The sequence below is a fragment of the Streptomyces sp. NPDC026659 genome (genome assembly GCF_040638245.1).
Lineage (GTDB): Bacteria > Actinomycetota > Actinomycetes > Streptomycetales > Streptomycetaceae > Streptomyces.
On record NZ_JBEZXY010000008.1, the window covers coordinates 52,026 to 66,641 of the forward strand.

The 14,616-nt window shown below is 74.1% G+C and carries 15 protein-coding genes; 9 read left to right on the top strand and 6 right to left on the bottom strand.

Features of this window, described 5'->3' with window-relative positions; translation table 11 throughout:
* Positions 1-4 precede the first annotated feature (4 nt).
* From AB0E91_RS20730 to AB0E91_RS20740, 3 genes are read left to right on the top strand one after another with little or no spacing between them, the layout of a single operon-like run.
* On the top strand, positions 5-1,150 hold the full coding sequence (locus AB0E91_RS20730; RefSeq protein WP_361783711.1) for an isocitrate/isopropylmalate family dehydrogenase: 1,146 nt from the start codon (positions 5-7) through the stop codon (positions 1,148-1,150).
* The gene (locus tag AB0E91_RS20735) at positions 1,147-1,911 is read left to right on the top strand and encodes an isochorismatase family cysteine hydrolase (protein WP_361783714.1); all 765 of its coding nucleotides are present in this window, start codon (positions 1,147-1,149) and stop codon (positions 1,909-1,911) included. The genes AB0E91_RS20730 and AB0E91_RS20735 overlap by 4 nt, the downstream gene beginning before the upstream one ends.
* Positions 1,890-2,768, top strand: coding sequence for a class I SAM-dependent methyltransferase (locus AB0E91_RS20740; protein WP_361783717.1), 879 nt, complete (start codon positions 1,890-1,892; stop codon positions 2,766-2,768). Before AB0E91_RS20735 ends, AB0E91_RS20740 begins: the two co-directional genes overlap by 22 nt.
* Before the next feature lie 25 nt (positions 2,769-2,793).
* Here AB0E91_RS20740 and mgrA read toward each other — a convergent pair whose 3' ends face one another.
* A complete protein-coding gene (mgrA, locus tag AB0E91_RS20745) occupies positions 2,794-3,786 on the bottom strand; it encodes an L-glyceraldehyde 3-phosphate reductase (protein WP_361783720.1) in 993 nt (330 codons plus the stop codon).
* A 152-nt stretch (positions 3,787-3,938) separates the two neighbouring features.
* Between mgrA and AB0E91_RS20750 the strand changes: the two genes are divergently transcribed.
* Together AB0E91_RS20750 and AB0E91_RS20755 are read left to right on the top strand one after the other, a co-directional pair.
* Positions 3,939-4,868 (top strand): LysR substrate-binding domain-containing protein, encoded by a 930-nt coding sequence (locus tag AB0E91_RS20750; RefSeq protein WP_361783723.1) that lies wholly within the window; start codon positions 3,939-3,941, stop codon positions 4,866-4,868.
* Positions 4,869-4,935: 67 nt separating this feature from the next.
* Positions 4,936-5,451, top strand: a complete 516-nt coding sequence (locus tag AB0E91_RS20755; RefSeq protein ID WP_361783726.1) for a DUF664 domain-containing protein — start codon at positions 4,936-4,938, stop codon at positions 5,449-5,451.
* Here the strand turns inward: AB0E91_RS20755 and AB0E91_RS20760 are convergent.
* The 3 genes from AB0E91_RS20760 to AB0E91_RS20770 all read right to left on the bottom strand — a co-directional run bounded on the left by AB0E91_RS20760 (position 5,433) and on the right by AB0E91_RS20770 (position 8,082).
* Positions 5,433-6,503: an adenosine deaminase gene (locus tag AB0E91_RS20760; RefSeq protein ID WP_361783729.1), complete on the bottom strand. Its 1,071-nt coding sequence runs from the start codon at positions 6,501-6,503 to the stop codon at positions 5,433-5,435. The genes AB0E91_RS20755 and AB0E91_RS20760 overlap by 19 nt on opposite strands.
* A gap of 47 nt (positions 6,504-6,550) precedes the next feature.
* Complete coding sequence (locus AB0E91_RS20765) at positions 6,551-6,943, bottom strand: VOC family protein (RefSeq protein WP_161181230.1); 393 nt, start codon at positions 6,941-6,943, stop codon at positions 6,551-6,553.
* A 227-nt stretch (positions 6,944-7,170) separates the two neighbouring features.
* Positions 7,171-8,082, bottom strand: coding sequence for an aldo/keto reductase (locus AB0E91_RS20770; protein ID WP_361783732.1), 912 nt, complete (start codon positions 8,080-8,082; stop codon positions 7,171-7,173).
* Positions 8,083-8,234: 152 nt separating this feature from the next.
* Here AB0E91_RS20770 and AB0E91_RS20775 point away from each other — a divergent pair, with 152 nt between their 5' ends.
* The gene (locus tag AB0E91_RS20775; protein ID WP_361783735.1) at positions 8,235-9,266 is read left to right on the top strand and encodes an acyl-CoA dehydrogenase family protein; all 1,032 of its coding nucleotides are present in this window, start codon (positions 8,235-8,237) and stop codon (positions 9,264-9,266) included.
* Positions 9,267-9,281: 15 nt separating this feature from the next.
* Here AB0E91_RS20775 and AB0E91_RS20780 read toward each other — a convergent pair whose 3' ends face one another.
* Entirely contained in the window at positions 9,282-9,449 is a 168-nt protein-coding gene (locus AB0E91_RS20780) for a hypothetical protein (RefSeq protein ID WP_361108510.1), read from the bottom strand.
* 303 nt (positions 9,450-9,752) lie between these two features.
* Here AB0E91_RS20780 and AB0E91_RS20785 point away from each other — a divergent pair, with 303 nt between their 5' ends.
* Both AB0E91_RS20785 and AB0E91_RS20790 read left to right on the top strand, forming a co-directional pair.
* Positions 9,753-11,312 (top strand): SDR family oxidoreductase, encoded by a 1,560-nt coding sequence (locus AB0E91_RS20785; protein ID WP_361783738.1) that lies wholly within the window; start codon positions 9,753-9,755, stop codon positions 11,310-11,312.
* A 97-nt stretch (positions 11,313-11,409) separates the two neighbouring features.
* The gene (locus tag AB0E91_RS20790) at positions 11,410-12,783 is read left to right on the top strand and encodes a deoxyribodipyrimidine photo-lyase (protein WP_361783741.1); all 1,374 of its coding nucleotides are present in this window, start codon (positions 11,410-11,412) and stop codon (positions 12,781-12,783) included.
* Between the two features lie 14 nt (positions 12,784-12,797).
* Here AB0E91_RS20790 and AB0E91_RS20795 read toward each other — a convergent pair whose 3' ends face one another.
* Positions 12,798-13,814 carry a MerR family transcriptional regulator gene (locus AB0E91_RS20795; RefSeq protein ID WP_361783744.1) on the bottom strand — a complete coding sequence of 339 codons (1,017 nt, stop codon included), beginning with the start codon at positions 13,812-13,814 and terminating at the stop codon, positions 12,798-12,800.
* 94 nt (positions 13,815-13,908) lie between these two features.
* Between AB0E91_RS20795 and AB0E91_RS20800 the strand changes: the two genes are divergently transcribed.
* The gene (locus AB0E91_RS20800) at positions 13,909-14,538 is read left to right on the top strand and encodes a sigma-70 family RNA polymerase sigma factor (RefSeq protein WP_361783747.1); all 630 of its coding nucleotides are present in this window, start codon (positions 13,909-13,911) and stop codon (positions 14,536-14,538) included.
* The last annotated feature ends 78 nt before the right edge of the window (positions 14,539-14,616 follow it).

Here is a 14,616-nt window from a genome sequence, read left to right on the forward strand (position 1 = left end):
CCGGGTGACGGTCGTCGGACTGGCGGTGGGCCGGGGCACGGGCGCCGAGATCGCCGCCGTCTTCGAACGGGTACTGGCACACATCGTGGGGGCGCACGGTGTCGCGGTGACGGTGGCGCGCTCGGGGCGTGTCTACGACTCGTACGTGTCGCTGCGCGGCGCGGGCATCGAGCGGACCGCCGCGCTCACCGCCGAGGACGCGGCTCATTACGAGCGGTTCTGCCGGGAGTTGGCGGGCCGGGGAGCAACCGCCGTGTTCCGTACGGCGATCAACGCGCAGTCGCTGTATCTGGTACGGCAGCGGCTGCGCGCGGTGAAGGTGGACGCGCTGGGCGGCCCGCCGGACGGCTCGGCGCCGGAGCTGCTGCTCGTCCGGGACCAGGCGCAGGGCTTCTACACCGGGGACAACACCCATTCCCCCGGCCGGGTGGTCCGGACGATGGAGTTCAGCGAGGAGATCACCGGCGAGGTGCTCGACTGCGCGCTGCGCCGGGCGCGGCGGCTGTGGCCCGAGGGTGGGGCCCGGCAGGTGGTGATGGCGTACAAGTTCCATCTGCTGGACGGGGCGTTGGACGACTGGGTGAAGCGGGCGGCTGACCGGCACGGGGTGGAGATCCGGCTGTGCCAGCCGGACACCGTGAACCGCGATCTGATCACGCACGGGCTGCCGCCCCGCACGTTGATCGTCGCGGGCAACGAGTGGGGCGACGTGATGCACGTAATTCTGCTCGACCGGTTCGGCGGCGAGCGGCAGGAGACCCGCTGCACGGAGAACGTCCATCTGCGCCCGGACGTGGCCGACTTGGTGGAGTACCAGACGGTGCACGGTTCGGCGGACGACCTGGAGGGCCGGGACGCGGTGAACCCGGTCGCCGCGATCCGGGCGGCGGCCGCCGTCGCCGAGCACCACGCGGGCTGTCCGGGCGCGGTGGCCGCCGTGGAGACGGCGCTCGCGGAGCTGACGCGGCAGGGGGTGTGCACCGCGGACCTGGGCGGGGAGGGGACGACCGGTCAGGTGGTGGACGCCCTGCTGAGGGCGCTGGGTCCGGGGGCCGATTCGGCGGTACCCGCGCGGGGTTCCGTGCCGGCGGCCGTGCCCGAACGGGGCGCCGGGGACACCCCGTTCGGCGCCGTGGCCGCAGGGACGTGACGGGCGCGGGCGGGGGCACGGCGCTGGTCGTCGTCGACCTCCAGGCCGACTTCTGCGGTCCGTCCGCCGCCGCACGGCACGGCCACGACCCGGCGGTGCTCGCCCGTGCCGTCGAAGGCTCCGCCCGCGCCGTGGCGGCGGCGCGGGCGGCGGGGACCGAGGTGGTCTTCGTCCGCTTCCTCGGGGACGAGGAGCATCAGGGGCCCAGCTGGCGGCGGCGCGACCGGCTGCTCGGCAAGCGGCCCAAGTGCGTCACGGGCACCCCGGGCGCGGAGTTCCACGGGGTCTTCCCCGCACCCGGCGAGGCGGTCTTCACCAAGTACGCCTGTTTCGACTCCTTCCTCGCGGACGGCTTCGAACGGCATCTGCGCGAACTCGGCGTCGCGCGGCTGGTGTTCGCGGGGGTGTTCCTCGACGTGTGCGTGGACTCCAGCGCGCGGACCGCGTTCCAGAAGGGTTTCGAGGTGTCGGTGCTCACCGACTGCACGGCCCCGCTGCATCTGCCCGAGGAGTGGATCCTCGGCTTCATGCGGCGGGTGTACGGCGCCCGCCTCACCACGTGCGCGGACCCGGAGGTGTGGGCCGCGTACCCCGTGGCACCGGGCCACCCCGTGACACCGGGCCACCTCGCGACACCGGGCCACCTCGCGACCGAGGAGGAGAGATCACGACCACCGTCACCACGCCCCGGCCGGAGCCCGGTGACCCCGGCGAATCCGGCGCGCCCGAGACCTCAGGAGTGGACGCGGGCGTCGGAGTGACCGCGCTGCTGGTCGCCGCCGCCCGCGCGATCGAGACGCACCGCCCCGACGCGCTCGCCCGCGACCCGTACGCCGCGCACTTCGTCCGCGCGGCCCCCGCCTCGGCCGGCTGGCCGCTGCGCCCCGAGGAGGTACCGGACGGGGACGCCGACCCGGTGTGGGGGCGGCTCGGCCGCTACTTCGGCCTGCGCACCCGGGCGCTGGACGACGCGCTGCGCGCGGCGGTCTCCTCCGGAACCCGGCAGTTCGTGCTGCTCGGCGCGGGACTCGACGCCCGGGCGTTCCGGCTGGACTGGCCGCCGGGCTGCACGGTGTGGGAGGTGGACCGGCCGGGTGTCCTCGCCTTCAAGGAGCGGGTGCTCGACTCCACGGGTGCCGTCCCGGTGACCCGCCGGGTACCGGTCGCCGCCGATCTGTGCGAGGACTGGGCCACGGCCCTGCTCAACGCCGGACTCGATCCGGTCGCCCCCACCGGCTGGCTGGCCGAGGGACTGCTGCTCTATCTGCCCGCCGACGCGGAACGCCGACTCCTGGTGAAGATCGGCGAGTTGAGCGCCCCGGGCAGCACCCTCGCCTACGAGGTGAAGCTCCACCGCGAGGTCCGGGTCGTGCGGCACAACCCGGTCTACACCGCGACCCGGGAGCGCCTCGGCATCGACCTGCTCGCGCTCTTCGACGGCGACCCGCGCCCGGACTCGGCCGCCGATCTGGCGGGGCGGGGCTGGCGCACCCGGGTGGACTCGCCGTACGACCACACCCGCCGGTACGGCCGGGGCCCGCGCCCCGAGCCGGACGACGCGCTGGCGGTGAACCGCTGGGTGTTCGCGGTCAAACCGGCGGGCGGCCGGGGCAGATGACCACTCCCCCGGCCGCTCGGGCCCCTCAGCCCTCCAGCACCTCGTCGATCCGCGCCAGTTCCTCCGTCTCGAAGTCCAGGTTCCGCAGCGCGCCCACGCTGTCCTCCAGCTGACGGGGGCTGCTCGCGCCGACCAGGGCCGAGGTGACCCGGCCGCCCCGCAGCACCCAGGCGAGGGCGAGCTGCGCCAGGGACTGGCCCCGGGACTTGGCGATGTCGTCCAGGGCGCGCAGCCGGGCGACCAGGTCCTCGGTGACGGCGTCGGAGTTCAGGAAGGGGCTGTCGCTCGCGGCGCGGGAGTCCTCGGGGATGCCGTCGAGGTAGCGGTCGGTGAGCAGGCCCTGTTCCAGCGGGGAGTAGACGATGGAGCCGACCCCGAGGTCGTCCAGGGCGTCGAGCACGCCCTCGTCCTCGGGGCGCCGGTCGAGCATCGAGTAGCGCGGCTGGTGGATGAGGAGCGGGGTGCCGAGGTCTGCCAGGATGCGGGCGGCCTCCCGGGTCTGCTCGGCCGGGTAGTTGGAGACGCCGACGTAGAGCGCCTTGCCCTGCTGGACGGCGGAGTGCAGGGCACCCATCGTCTCCTCCAGCGGGGTGTCGGGGTCGAAGCGGTGGGAGTAGAAGATGTCCACATGGTCCAGGCCCATACGCTTCAGCGACTGGTCCAGTGAGCCCAGCACATACTTGCGCGAGCCCCACTCGCCGTACGGCCCCGGCCACATCAGGTAGCCCGCCTTGGTGGAGATCACCAGCTCGTCGCGGTACGGCGCGAAGTCGGCCTTCAGTGCCTCGCCGAGCGCGGATTCGGCGGCGCCGGGCGGGGGGCCGTAGTTGTTGGCGAGGTCGAAGTGGGTGACGCCGAGGTCGAAGGCGCGGCGCAGGATCGCGCGCTGGGTCTCCGCGGGTCGGTCCGGGCCGAAGTTGTGCCACAGGCCGAGCGACAGGGCGGGAAGCTTCAGTCCGCTGCGTCCGGTGCGCCGGTAGGGCATGTCGGCGTAGCGGTCGGGGTGTGCGGTGTACAACGCGACTCCAGTGGGGTTGGCACTCGGTCTTCCCGGCTGCCGGGAGCCCGGCGGCCTCCCTCACTCTGTCCCGGAGTCCGGTCAGCGGTCCAACAGGAGAATCCGATGGGTTTGAGCGAGCGGGCTTCTCAATCCGGTTAGGCTTCTGCCTCATGGAACTGCGTCATCTCCAGCACTTCGTCGCGGTCGCCGAGGACCAGCACTTCACCCGGGCGGCCGAGCGGCTGATGGTGTCCCAGTCGGGCCTGTCGGCGTCGATCCGGTCCCTGGAGCGCGAGCTGCGGGCGCCGCTGTTCGTGCGCACCACCCGGCGGGTGACGCTGACCGAGGCCGGGCGGGCGCTCCTTGTGGAGGCCGAGCGGGTGCTCGCGCAGGTGCGGGCGGCGCACGAGGCGGTGGCCGCCGTACAGGGCGTGCTGCGCGGCACGGTCGCACTGGGCACCGAGCAGTGCATCGCCGGGGTGCGGGTGGCCGGGCTGCTCGCGGCCTTCCGCCGGGAGCACCCGGACGTGGAGATCCGGCTGCGCCAGACCGGTACGGGCGCGCTGGCCGAGGAGGTGGCGGCGGGCCGCCTGGACCTGGCCTTCGCCTACCGCACCCGCACGGACGGCGACCAGTTGCGGGCCGTACCGCTGACGAGCGAGCCCATGACGGTGCTGTGCCATCCGGAGCACCGGTTCGCCGAGGCCGGGGCGGTCCTGGCCCCGGCCGATCTGGCGGGCGAGGTGTTCGTGGACTTCCACCCGGACTGGGGGCCGCGCCGGGCGACGGACGCGGCGTTCGCGGCCGCCGGGGTGCGGCGCACGGTCGCCCTGGAGGTCAACGACGTGCACGGTCTGCTGGACCTGGTGGACGAGAACCTGGGGATCGCGGTGGTCCCCCGGCACTTCCGGCACAAGCGGTCCTCGCTCACCGCGCTCCCGCTCAAGGGCATGGACGAGGCGGCGTACGAGACGGTGGTGCTGCTGCCGCCGGAGCGCGCCACCAGCCCGGCCGCCCGCGCCCTGATCTCGCTGCTGGGCACCGAGGAGGCGGCCGTACCGGCGGAACCGGCGGTGACCGGCCCGCTCGGCGAGGTGTGACGCGAGGCGTGACGCACCGTCAGGCCATCGGGGCGCGGTGACGCCGGGGATGGGCGAAGGTGGACCCATGCATGCCAAGGACATCCTCATCGACGGCTTCGGCCGCGTCCGGGAAGAGGTCCACGCCGTCCTGGACGGTCTCGGCCCCGACGAGCTGGACGCGAGCCCCGCGCCCGGCGCCAACACCATCGCCTGGCTGGTCTGGCATCTCACCCGGGTGCAGGACGACCACGTCGCCGACGCTTTCGGGCTCGACCAGGTGTGGCTGGCCGACGGCTGGGAGAAGCGCTTCGGGCTGAAGCTGCCCGCGCACGACACCGGCTACGGGCACACCCCGGCGCAGGTCGCCAAGGTCCGGGTGGACTCGGCGGACCTGCTGACCGGGTACTACGACGCGGTGCGCGAGCAAACTCTGAAGGCGCTGCGCTCGCTCACGGCGGACGGCCTGAACCGGGTGGTGGACGAGCGCTGGAGCCCGCCGGTCACGCTCGGGGTGCGCCTGGTGAGCGTCCTGTCCGACGATCTCCAGCACGTCGGACAGGCCGCCTATGTCAGGGGGCTGCTTCAGAGGGCGTCGGCGTAGCCCGGCAGGATCACGTCCTCGATGAGGGCCTTGCGCTCGTCGAAGGGGATGAACGCGCTCTTGACGGCGTTCACCGTGACCGTGCGCAGGTCCTCGGCCGTCCAGCCCGCCTCCTCGACGAGCAGGGACATCTCCCGGGTCATCGTGGTGCCGGAGACCAGCCGGTTGTCGGTGTTGAGGGTGACGCGGAAGCCGAGGTCCTTCAGCGCGGTGATGGGGTGCTCGGCGATGGAGGTCGCGCAGCCCGTCTGGAGGTTGGAGGTGGGGCACATCTCCAGGGTGATGCGGCGGTCGCGGACCCAGCCGGCCAGGCGGCCGAGCTTGCCGTCGACGATGTCCTCGGTGAGGCGGACGCCGTGGCCGATGCGCTGGGCGCCGCACACCTGGAGGGCCTGGTGGACGCTGGGCAGACCGTACGCCTCGCCCGCGTGGATGGTGAAGGGCACGCTCTCGCGGCGCAGCAGCTCGAAGGCGGCGAGGTGGTCGGCGGGCGGGAAGCCGTCCTCGGCGCCCGCGATGTCGAAGCCGACGACGCCCGCGTCCCGGTAGGCGACGGCCAGCTCGGCGGCCTCCTGGACCCGGTCGAACATCCGCATCCCGCAGAGCAGGGTACCCACGCGCACGGGCGTCCCGGCGGCGGCCGCCTTCGCCATGCCGACGGCGAGCCCCTCCTGCACGGTCTCCACGACCTCGCGCATGGTCAGGCCGCCCTGGGTGTTCAGCTCGGGGGCGTAGCGCACCTCGCCGTAGACCACACCGTCGGCGGCGAGGTCGAGGACGTACTCCTCAGCGACGCGCAGCAGGCCCTCGCGGTTCTGCATGACGGCGAGGGTGTGCTCGAAGGTTCCTATGTAGCGCACCAGGTCGCCCGAGTTGGCGGCCTCGACGTACCAGGCGGCCAGCTCACCCGGGTCGGTGGTGGGCAGGGTGTGGCCGACCGAGGCCGCGAGTTCGACGAGCGTGGCGGGACGCAGTCCGCCGTCGAGGTGGTCGTGCAGCACGGCCTTGGGGAGCCGGCGGAGGGTGTCGGTGTCGATGCGGGGCGCGGTCATGGCGTGCTTCCTCGGCGGATCGTGAGGGGGTGCGGGGGTGCGGGGGTTCAGGCGGCGGGCTGGAGGAGGTCCCAGCGGTTGCCGTAGAGGTCCTGGAAGACGACGACGGAGCCGTACGCCTCGTGGCGGGGCTCCTCCAGGAAGGTCACCCCGGCGGCGGTCATGCGCGCGTGGTCGCGGGCGAAGTCGTCGGTGTGCAGGAAGAAGCCGACGCGGCCGCCGGTCTGGTCGCCGACGCGGGCGCGCTGGGCGTCGTCCTTGGCGCGGGCGAGCAGCAGGCCGGTGCCGTCGTTGCCCTCGCCGGGTACGACCACTACCCAGCGGGCGCCGTCGGGACGGGGCTCGTCCTCGGCGAGGCGGAAACCCAGGGCCTCGGTGTAGAAGCGGATGGCCTCGTCGTAGTCGTCCACGACAAGGGTGACCAGGGCAACGCGTCGCATCGGGACCTTCCGGTGGGGGTGGTTAGCGGGAGAGGTTATACGTAAAACTTGAGGTGCGCCAGTCACTATCGGCAGGGGCTGCCGTGGTCCCGGGGGACGGCTCCTCGGGCGTGGCCCGCGTCCGGCGTGGCCGTTTCGTCCCGCCACCTGCCAGCCTGGCGGCCACCCGGGAAGTCGGGACCGCCGGCTGCCGGGTCACACCGGGGTCGGCTCACACCGGGGTCGGTTCACGCACCGGCGGCGCGGTGCAGCGCGTTCAGCCGGGTCAGCTCCTCCTCGGTCAGCCGCAGTGCGCCCGCCGCGATGTTCTCGACCAGGTGGTCCGGGTTGCCGGTGCCGGTGATGGCGAGGACGTGCGGGCCCTGGTGGAGGGTCCAGGCGGTGCGGATCTGGGCCGGGCGGGCCCCGTGCGCGCGGGCGATCTCCGCCACCGCCGCCTCGGCCCGTCCGGCGACGGCGCCGTGCTCCCCGCCCTCGCCCGCGACGGCGTAGTACGGCACGAAGGCGATCCCGCGCTCCCCGCACATCTCCAGGAGCGTGTCGCCGTCCGGGTCGGGCAGATCGAGCGCGTACCGCTGCTGCACGGACACCACGGGGGCGATCTCCAGCGCCTCGGCGAGGTGCCGCGGCTGTACGGCGGAGATCCCGAGGTGCCGGATCAGGCCCGCCTCGCGCAGCTCGGCCAGCGCGCCGAAGTGCTCGGCGATGGAGTCCTGCCGCATCCGGCGGAGGTAGACGAGGTCGAGGTGGTCACGGCCGAGCTGGCGCAGGTTCTCCTCGACATGGCCGCGCAACTGGTCCGGACGCGCCGAGGTGCCCCACTCGCCGTCCTGCTCGCGGAACGGGCCGACCTTGGTGGCGATGAGCAGATCGTCGGGGTACGGGGCCAGCGCGGTGTTGAGCAGCTCGTTGGCGGAGCGGAGCGCGGAGAAGTAGAAGGCGGCCGTGTCGATGTGGTTCACCCCGAGCTCGAGGGCCCGGCGCAGCACGGCGATCGAGCGCCCGCGATCACTCGGAGTGCCCTCGTGGAAGGCCGAGCTGCCGGTCAGGCGCATGGTGCCGAAGCCTGTGCGGTGGACGGGGAAGTCGCCGAGCTTGAAAGTGCCCGACGCGGCGGCGGTGATCATTTCGGCAGTCATCGGCGGAGTGTGACACACCGGTGCGGGCCGTACCCAGCGCTTTCGGACATCCGTACGCCCCAGCCGGACCCGAAGACCGCGGTGGTACCGGAGACCGCGGTGGTACCCGAGACGGCGGTGGCGGACGGCCCCGCCGGGTGAGAATCGTCGGTATGACGATCACCACGCATCCGCTCGTCACCCGCGCCCGGCACCTCGCCGCCTCGCTACTGGAGCCCGAGGCCGCCCGGGTGGATCAGGAAGGGGTGCCCGCCGGTCATGTCGAGGCCGTCAAGCGGTCGGGGCTGCTGGGGGTCACGGCGCCCGTCGAGTACGGCGGCGCGGGGGCACCGGTGGCCGTACTGCGGGAGACGGCGGAGATCCTGGCCGGGGCGTGCTGTTCGACGTGGTTCGTGCAGACGCAGCACCACACGCCGGTGCAGACCCTGGTGCGGGGTGAACAGGCGGCGCGGGAGCGGTTGTTGGGCCCGCTGTCGCGCGGTGAGCTGCTGTCCGGGGTGGCGTACGCGCATCTGCGGGCGTACCCGAGGACTCCGGTGCGGGTACGGCGGCAGGACGGCGGATGGCGGTTCGACGGGAGCGTGCCGTGGTTCACGGGGTGGGGTCTGAACGACCTGATGCTGCTGGCCGGGGTGACCGAGGACGGCGAGGCCCTGTTCGCCTTCGTCGAGGCCCGGGAGCAGCCCGGGCTGCGGGCGTCGGCGCCGATGCGGCTCGCCGCGCTCTCCGCCGCCCGTACGGTGTCGCTGGAGCTGGACGATCTCCGGGTGCCCGAGGAGGCGGTGGCCCTGCGCACCCCGTACGAACAGTGGGCCCCGGGCGACCGCGCCAAGACCCTCAACACCAACCCGGCGGTCTTCGGCATCGCCTCCGCCGCGCTGTCCCTCCTGGACGAGCGGACGGCCGCCCCGCTCCACGCCCGCCTCGCCGACATCCGGCGGCGCGCCTACGCCCTGGCCGACCACCCGGAACCCCTGGAGCGGGTTCAGGAACGGCTGGCCGTACGCGCCGAGGCGTACGCGGCCCTCACCGAGGCGACCACGGCGGCGGTCGTGACCGGCGGCGGACGGGCGATGTCCCTCACCGCCCGCGCCCAACGCCTCGCCCGCGAGGGGCTGTTCCTGCTGGTGCAGGGCCAGACGGCGGAGACCCGGGAGGCCCATCTGCGGGCGCTGACGGGGTGACCGGAGCCATACCGCTCAGTCCTCGCCCCGCATCTCCAGCACCACGAGGAAACTGTCCGACTCCAGGTCCATCACCACGGTCGCGGGACGCCCCTCCGCGCGCCGGGCCGCCGCGTACTCCTCCGCGGGCCAGGATCCGCGGGGCGAGCCCGCGGGAAAACGCTCCAGCACCTTCGCGACCATGGCGGCGGACACCTCCGGAGGACGACGGTACGTACGACGGGAACGCACGACGTGTACTCCCCCGTCTGCCCCGGAACGGGACGGCCACGCACCGTACGCCGGCCGGTCCCGGACCGCGACCTCGACAGGCGCCGTCCGCGCGGCGCGGGCACGCTGGGCGGAGGGCGCCACGCGTCCGGAGCACGCATGCCGAGCACGCATCCGGAGGGCGCCGCCGGGGAGAAGCAAGAGGGCGGGGGAGACCGAGCGAGCGGGCAGCGAGTACGCCACGGCAGAACACACCGACGCGGAGGACCCGGGACGATGAACGACGACCACGCCACGGGCGACGCCCCGCTCTGCCTCGTGACCGGTGCCACCGGCTACATCGGCGGCCGTCTGGTGCCGGAGCTGCTGGAGGCCGGGTACCGGGTGCGCTGCCTCGCCCGCACCCCGCGCAAGCTGCGCGACCATCCGTGGGCCGGGCAGGTGGAGATCGCGCGGGGCGACGTCACCGACCCCGAGTCGACGGCCGAGGCGATGCGGGGCGTCGACGTGGCGTACTACCTGGTGCACGCGCTCGGCACCGGCGACGACTTCGAGGCGACCGACCGCCGCGCGGCCCGCAACTTCGGCAAGCGGGCCGAGGCCGCCGGGGTGCGCCGGATCGTCTACCTCGGCGGGCTCACCCCGGCCGACGTGCCCGAGGGCGAACTCTCCCCGCACCTGAGGTCGCGGGCCGAGGTGGGCCGCATCCTGCTGTCCTCGGGCGTGCCGACGGCCGTGCTGCGCGCGGCGGTGATCATCGGCTCGGGCTCGGCCTCCTTCGAGATGCTGCGCTATCTCACCGAGCGGCTGCCGGTGATGGTCACCCCGAGCTGGGTGCACACCCGTATCCAGCCCATCGGCGTGAAGGACGTGCTGCGGCTGCTGGTCGGCTGCGCGAGCCTGCCCCCTGATGTCAGCCGCACCTTCGACATCGGCGGCCCGGACGTGCTCACGTACCGCGAGATGATGCTCCGGTACGCGCGGGTGGCGGGGCTCCCCCACCGGCTCATCCTGTCGGTGCCGATGCTGACGCCGGGGCTGTCCAGCCACTGGGTGGGACTGGTGACGCCGGTGCCCGCGTCCATCGCCCGGCCGCTGACGGAGTCGCTGCGGCACGAGGTGGTGTGCCGGGAGCACGACATCAGGCGGTATCTGCCGGAGCCGCCGGGGCATCCGTACGGCTTCGACACGGCGGTGCGGCTCGCGCTGCGCCGGGTGCGGGAGGCGAAGGTGGCCACCCGCTGGTCGTCGGCGGCCGTGCCGGGCGCGCCGAGCGAGCCGCTGCCCACCGACCCGGACTGGGCGGGCGGCAGCCTCTACTCCGACGAGCGCGAGACCGTGGTGGACGCCCCGGTGCGGGCCCTGTGGCGGGTGATCGAGGGCGTGGGCGGCGACAACGGCTGGTACTCCTTCCCGCTGGCCTGGAGCCTGCGGGGCTGGATGGACCGCGCGATGGGCGGAGTCGGGCTGCGCCGGGGCCGCCGGGACGCCGAGCGGCTGCGGGTGGGCGACTCGCTGGACTTCTGGCGGGTGGAGGAGGTCGAGCCGGAGCATCTGCTGCGGCTGCGGGCCGAGATGCGGCTGCCGGGTCTTGCCTGGCTGGAGATGTACTCCGCGCCGGACGGCGACGGCCGCAGCGTCTACCGCCAGCGCGCCCTGTTCCATCCGCGCGGGCTGCTCGGCCAGGCGTACTGGTGGGCGGTCTCGCCCTTCCACGCGCTCGTGTTCGGCGGCATGGTCCGCAACATCGCGCGCGCCGCGTGCCGGGAACCGGAGGACCGCGCGAAGTCACCGGCCCTGCGACGGCGGCGCGGGAGCACGGCCGCCCGGCGCTGAACGGCCGTCCGCCGAAGGAACCCTCCCCCGGGTGCGTCCGCCACGCGCTCCCGGCCGGAAGAGTCAGCGTCCGCACCACCTGCTCCGGAGCCACCCGATGAACACCTCGGTCGTCCTCTTCACCGCCGACCTGCGTCTGCACGACCATCCGCCGCTGCGCGCCGCCCTGGACGGTTCGCGTCAGGTCGTCCCGCTCTTCGTGCGCGACCCGGCCGTCGCCGCCGCGCACGACGCGCCCAACCGGCAGGCGTTCCTCGCCGACTGTCTGCGCGACCTGGACGCCGGGCTGCGCGAGCGCGGCGGACGGCTGGTGGTGCGCTCCGGCGACGTGGTCGAGCAGGTGTGCAAGGTGGTCGCGGAGGCCGACGCCGACGAGGTGCATCTGTCGGCCGACGTGAGCGCGTACGCGCAGCGGCGCGAGCAGCGGCTGCGCGACGCGCTGGAGGCGGACGGGCGCAGGCTGCACGTGCACGAGACGGTGACGGGGGCGGTGGCGCCCGGTGCGGTGACCCCGGCGTCCTCGGACCACTTCGCGGTGTTCACGCCGTACTTCCGCCAGTGGTCGGGCGAGCGGCTGCGGGACGCGGTGGCCGCGCCGCGCGTGGTGCGGGTGCCGGAGAACGTCGGCTCCGAGGAGCCGCCGTCCCGCTCCGCCGTCCCGGGTGTCTCCCCCGGTCTGGCGGAGGGCGGTGAGGCGGAGGGCCGCAGGCGGCTGGCCGCGTGGCTGCGCTCGGGGATCGCCTCGTACGAGGACCGGCACGACGACCTGGCGGGCGACGCGACCTCCAAGCTCTCCCCGCATCTGCACTTCGGCACGCTGTCCGCCGTCGAGCTGGTGCACCGGGCTCGGCGGGCGGGCGGTGCGGGCGCGGAGGCGTTCGTACGGCAGCTCGCCTGGCGCGACTTCCACCGCCAGGTGCTGGCCGCCCGCCCGGCCGCAGCGCACGCCGACTACCGCACCAAGCACGACCGTTGGCGCACGGGCCACGCGGCCGAGGCCGACATCGAGGCATGGCGCGAGGGCCGTACCGGCTACCCGGTGGTGGACGCGGCGATGCGCCAGCTGCGGCACGAGGGCTGGATGCACAACCGTGGACGGCTGCTGACGGCGAGCTTCCTGGCCAAGACCCTGTACGTGGACTGGCGGTCGGGCGCCCGGCACTTCCTCGATCTGCTGGTGGACGGCGACATCGCCAACAACCAGCTCAACTGGCAGTGGATGGCGGGCACGGGCACCGACACCCGCCCCAACCGCGTCCTCAACCCGGTCGCCCAGGCCAGGCGGTACGACCCCGACGGCGCGTATGTACGGCGCTGGGTCGAGGAGTTGGCGGAGGTCGAGGGACCGGCGGTGCACGAACCGTGGAAACTGCGCGGTCTCGACCGGGCGGCCGTCGGTGACTACCCGGACCCGATCGTCGAACTCTCCGACGGGCTGGCCCGGTTCAAGCACGCGCGGGGACGTGACTGAGCGTCAGGAAAGGCTCAACAGGGCGCCGGATCAGCCCGGTTGATCGGTGCGTACGCCGCCGTCAGGATGGCCAGGGCGTCAGCGAGGCCGGTGGGGCGGACCATGCCCCGGGTGGGCCGGCCGCTCCAGCCGGGGCCGCCGAGCAGGACCAGGGGCTGGGCGCGGGCGCCGCGTACGCCCCACGCGGTGGCGGCGATGTGCCGGGCGAGCTGCGGGGCCGCCGTGGCGCGGGACTGGGCCCACAGCACGACCGCCGCCGGGCCGAGGCGCCGTACGGCCGCGCCGAGCGCGTCGGCCGGGACGGCGGCGCCGAACATACGGGTGGGGATGGCGTTTCGGGCGAGCGACGCGTTGAGCGCCTCCAGCGGGAGGGTGTGCTGTTCGTCGGGCACGCAGGCCAGCAGGACCGGGGCGACGGACGCGCCCACGGGAGCGGTGTGGTGGCGCAGCGCGGTGGAGACGTGCCAGGACAGCAGGTGCTCCACCTCGACGTAACGGTCCCCGGACGAGGCCCACTTGCGTCCCACGGCGTGCAACGCGGGTGCCATCACGTCCTGCCAGGCGACCGTGAGGCCGAACTCCGTGATCGCACGGTCCAGTTGCCGGGCGACGGCCGGCGCGTCCAGGCGGACGGCGGCGCGGGCGAGCCCCCGGCACTCCTGGCGCACGTCGCCGAGGGGCAGCGGTCCTGCGGCACGGGAACGCGGGGCGGTCGGCGCGACGGGCGGGGTGTTCTCGTGCGCCCGTCCCCTGGCCGCGCGGGCCGCTTCGGCGGGCGGCACACCGGACGCGGTGAGGCGGCACATCGTCTCCAGGACGGCCACGTCGTCCGGGGCCCAGCGCCGGTGACGGCCGTCGGCACGGGCGGCCGGGCCGATGCCGTAGCGGCGGTCCCAGGAGCGCAGGGTGGTGGGCGAGACGCCGAGCCTGCGGGCGAGGGCGCCGGTGGTCAGGCCCGCGTCGGCGGACGCGGGGCCCGTTGACGGCTGGGGCTCGGGGTCCGGTCCGGTGCGTACCGGCTTGTCGTCCATATGGCGACTATACGACGCAGAATCGATGCGAGTTGTGGGCGCCGGTGCCCGGCTCACACGATGACCGGACCGTCGTCCGTGAGGAGCCGAGGTCATGTTCCCGTATCCGGCCGCGCCCGCCGCCGCCCCCGCCGAATCCGCCGCCTCCCGGTGGGTCGCGGCCGAGGAGTCGTACGGCGACCAGGAGATCGCGGGGGGGCTGGTGGCGGGCGACGAGCGCTGTCTGGCCGCCGCCTATCACCGCTGGTCGCCACTGGTGTACACGCTGGCGCGGCGGGCGCTCGGGAACGCCGGGGAAGCCGAGGACGTGACCCAGCAGGTGTTCCTCGGGGTGTGGCGGGGCCGGGCGGGCTACCGCCCGGAGCGGGGTCCGCTGCCGGGCTGGATCGTCGGCATCGCCCGGCGCAAGATCGCCGACGCGCTGGCCGCGCGCACCCGGCGCGGCGAGCTGGTCACGGCGGCGGGGACGGCGCTGCCGGACCCCACGGCCGCCCCGGAGCCGGAGTCGGCACTGGACCGGGTACTGGTCCGGCGGGAGCTCGGGCGCCTCCCGGCGGCACAGCGGCGCGTGCTGTATCTGGCGTTCTACGAGGACCTCACCCAGCCGCAGATCGCGGCCCGCACGGGGTGGCCGCTGGGCACGGTGAAGAGCCACGCACGCCGGGGGCTGCACCGGCTGCGGTGCGGTATCGAGCGGCCGGAACCGGCGGAGGCGGGCGCCTGAAGGGGGCCGGGGCGGGCTCCGGTTCGGGAGTTTCCGCAGACAAACCGCCCCACCCCCTACACACGGAGCCGCAAAAGG

Coding starts and splice junctions, on each gene's coding strand:
- AB0E91_RS20750 (WP_361783723.1), top strand. CDS start 3,939: ATGGAACTGCGTCATCTCCAGCACTTCGTCGCGGTCGCCGAGGACCAG.
- AB0E91_RS20755 (WP_361783726.1), top strand. CDS start 4,936: ATGCATGCCAAGGACATCCTCATCGACGGCTTCGGCCGCGTCCGGGAA.
- AB0E91_RS20760 (WP_361783729.1), bottom strand. CDS start 6,503: ATGACCGCGCCCCGCATCGACACCGACACCCTCCGCCGGCTCCCCAAG.
- AB0E91_RS20765 (WP_161181230.1), bottom strand. CDS start 6,943: ATGCGACGCGTTGCCCTGGTCACCCTTGTCGTGGACGACTACGACGAG.
- AB0E91_RS20770 (WP_361783732.1), bottom strand. CDS start 8,082: ATGACTGCCGAAATGATCACCGCCGCCGCGTCGGGCACTTTCAAGCTC.
- AB0E91_RS20775 (WP_361783735.1), top strand. CDS start 8,235: ATGACGATCACCACGCATCCGCTCGTCACCCGCGCCCGGCACCTCGCC.
- AB0E91_RS20780 (WP_361108510.1), bottom strand. CDS start 9,449: ATGGTCGCGAAGGTGCTGGAGCGTTTTCCCGCGGGCTCGCCCCGCGGA.
- AB0E91_RS20785 (WP_361783738.1), top strand. CDS start 9,753: ATGAACGACGACCACGCCACGGGCGACGCCCCGCTCTGCCTCGTGACC.
- AB0E91_RS20790 (WP_361783741.1), top strand. CDS start 11,410: ATGAACACCTCGGTCGTCCTCTTCACCGCCGACCTGCGTCTGCACGAC.
- AB0E91_RS20795 (WP_361783744.1), bottom strand. CDS start 13,814: ATGGACGACAAGCCGGTACGCACCGGACCGGACCCCGAGCCCCAGCCG.
- AB0E91_RS20800 (WP_361783747.1), top strand. CDS start 13,909: ATGTTCCCGTATCCGGCCGCGCCCGCCGCCGCCCCCGCCGAATCCGCC.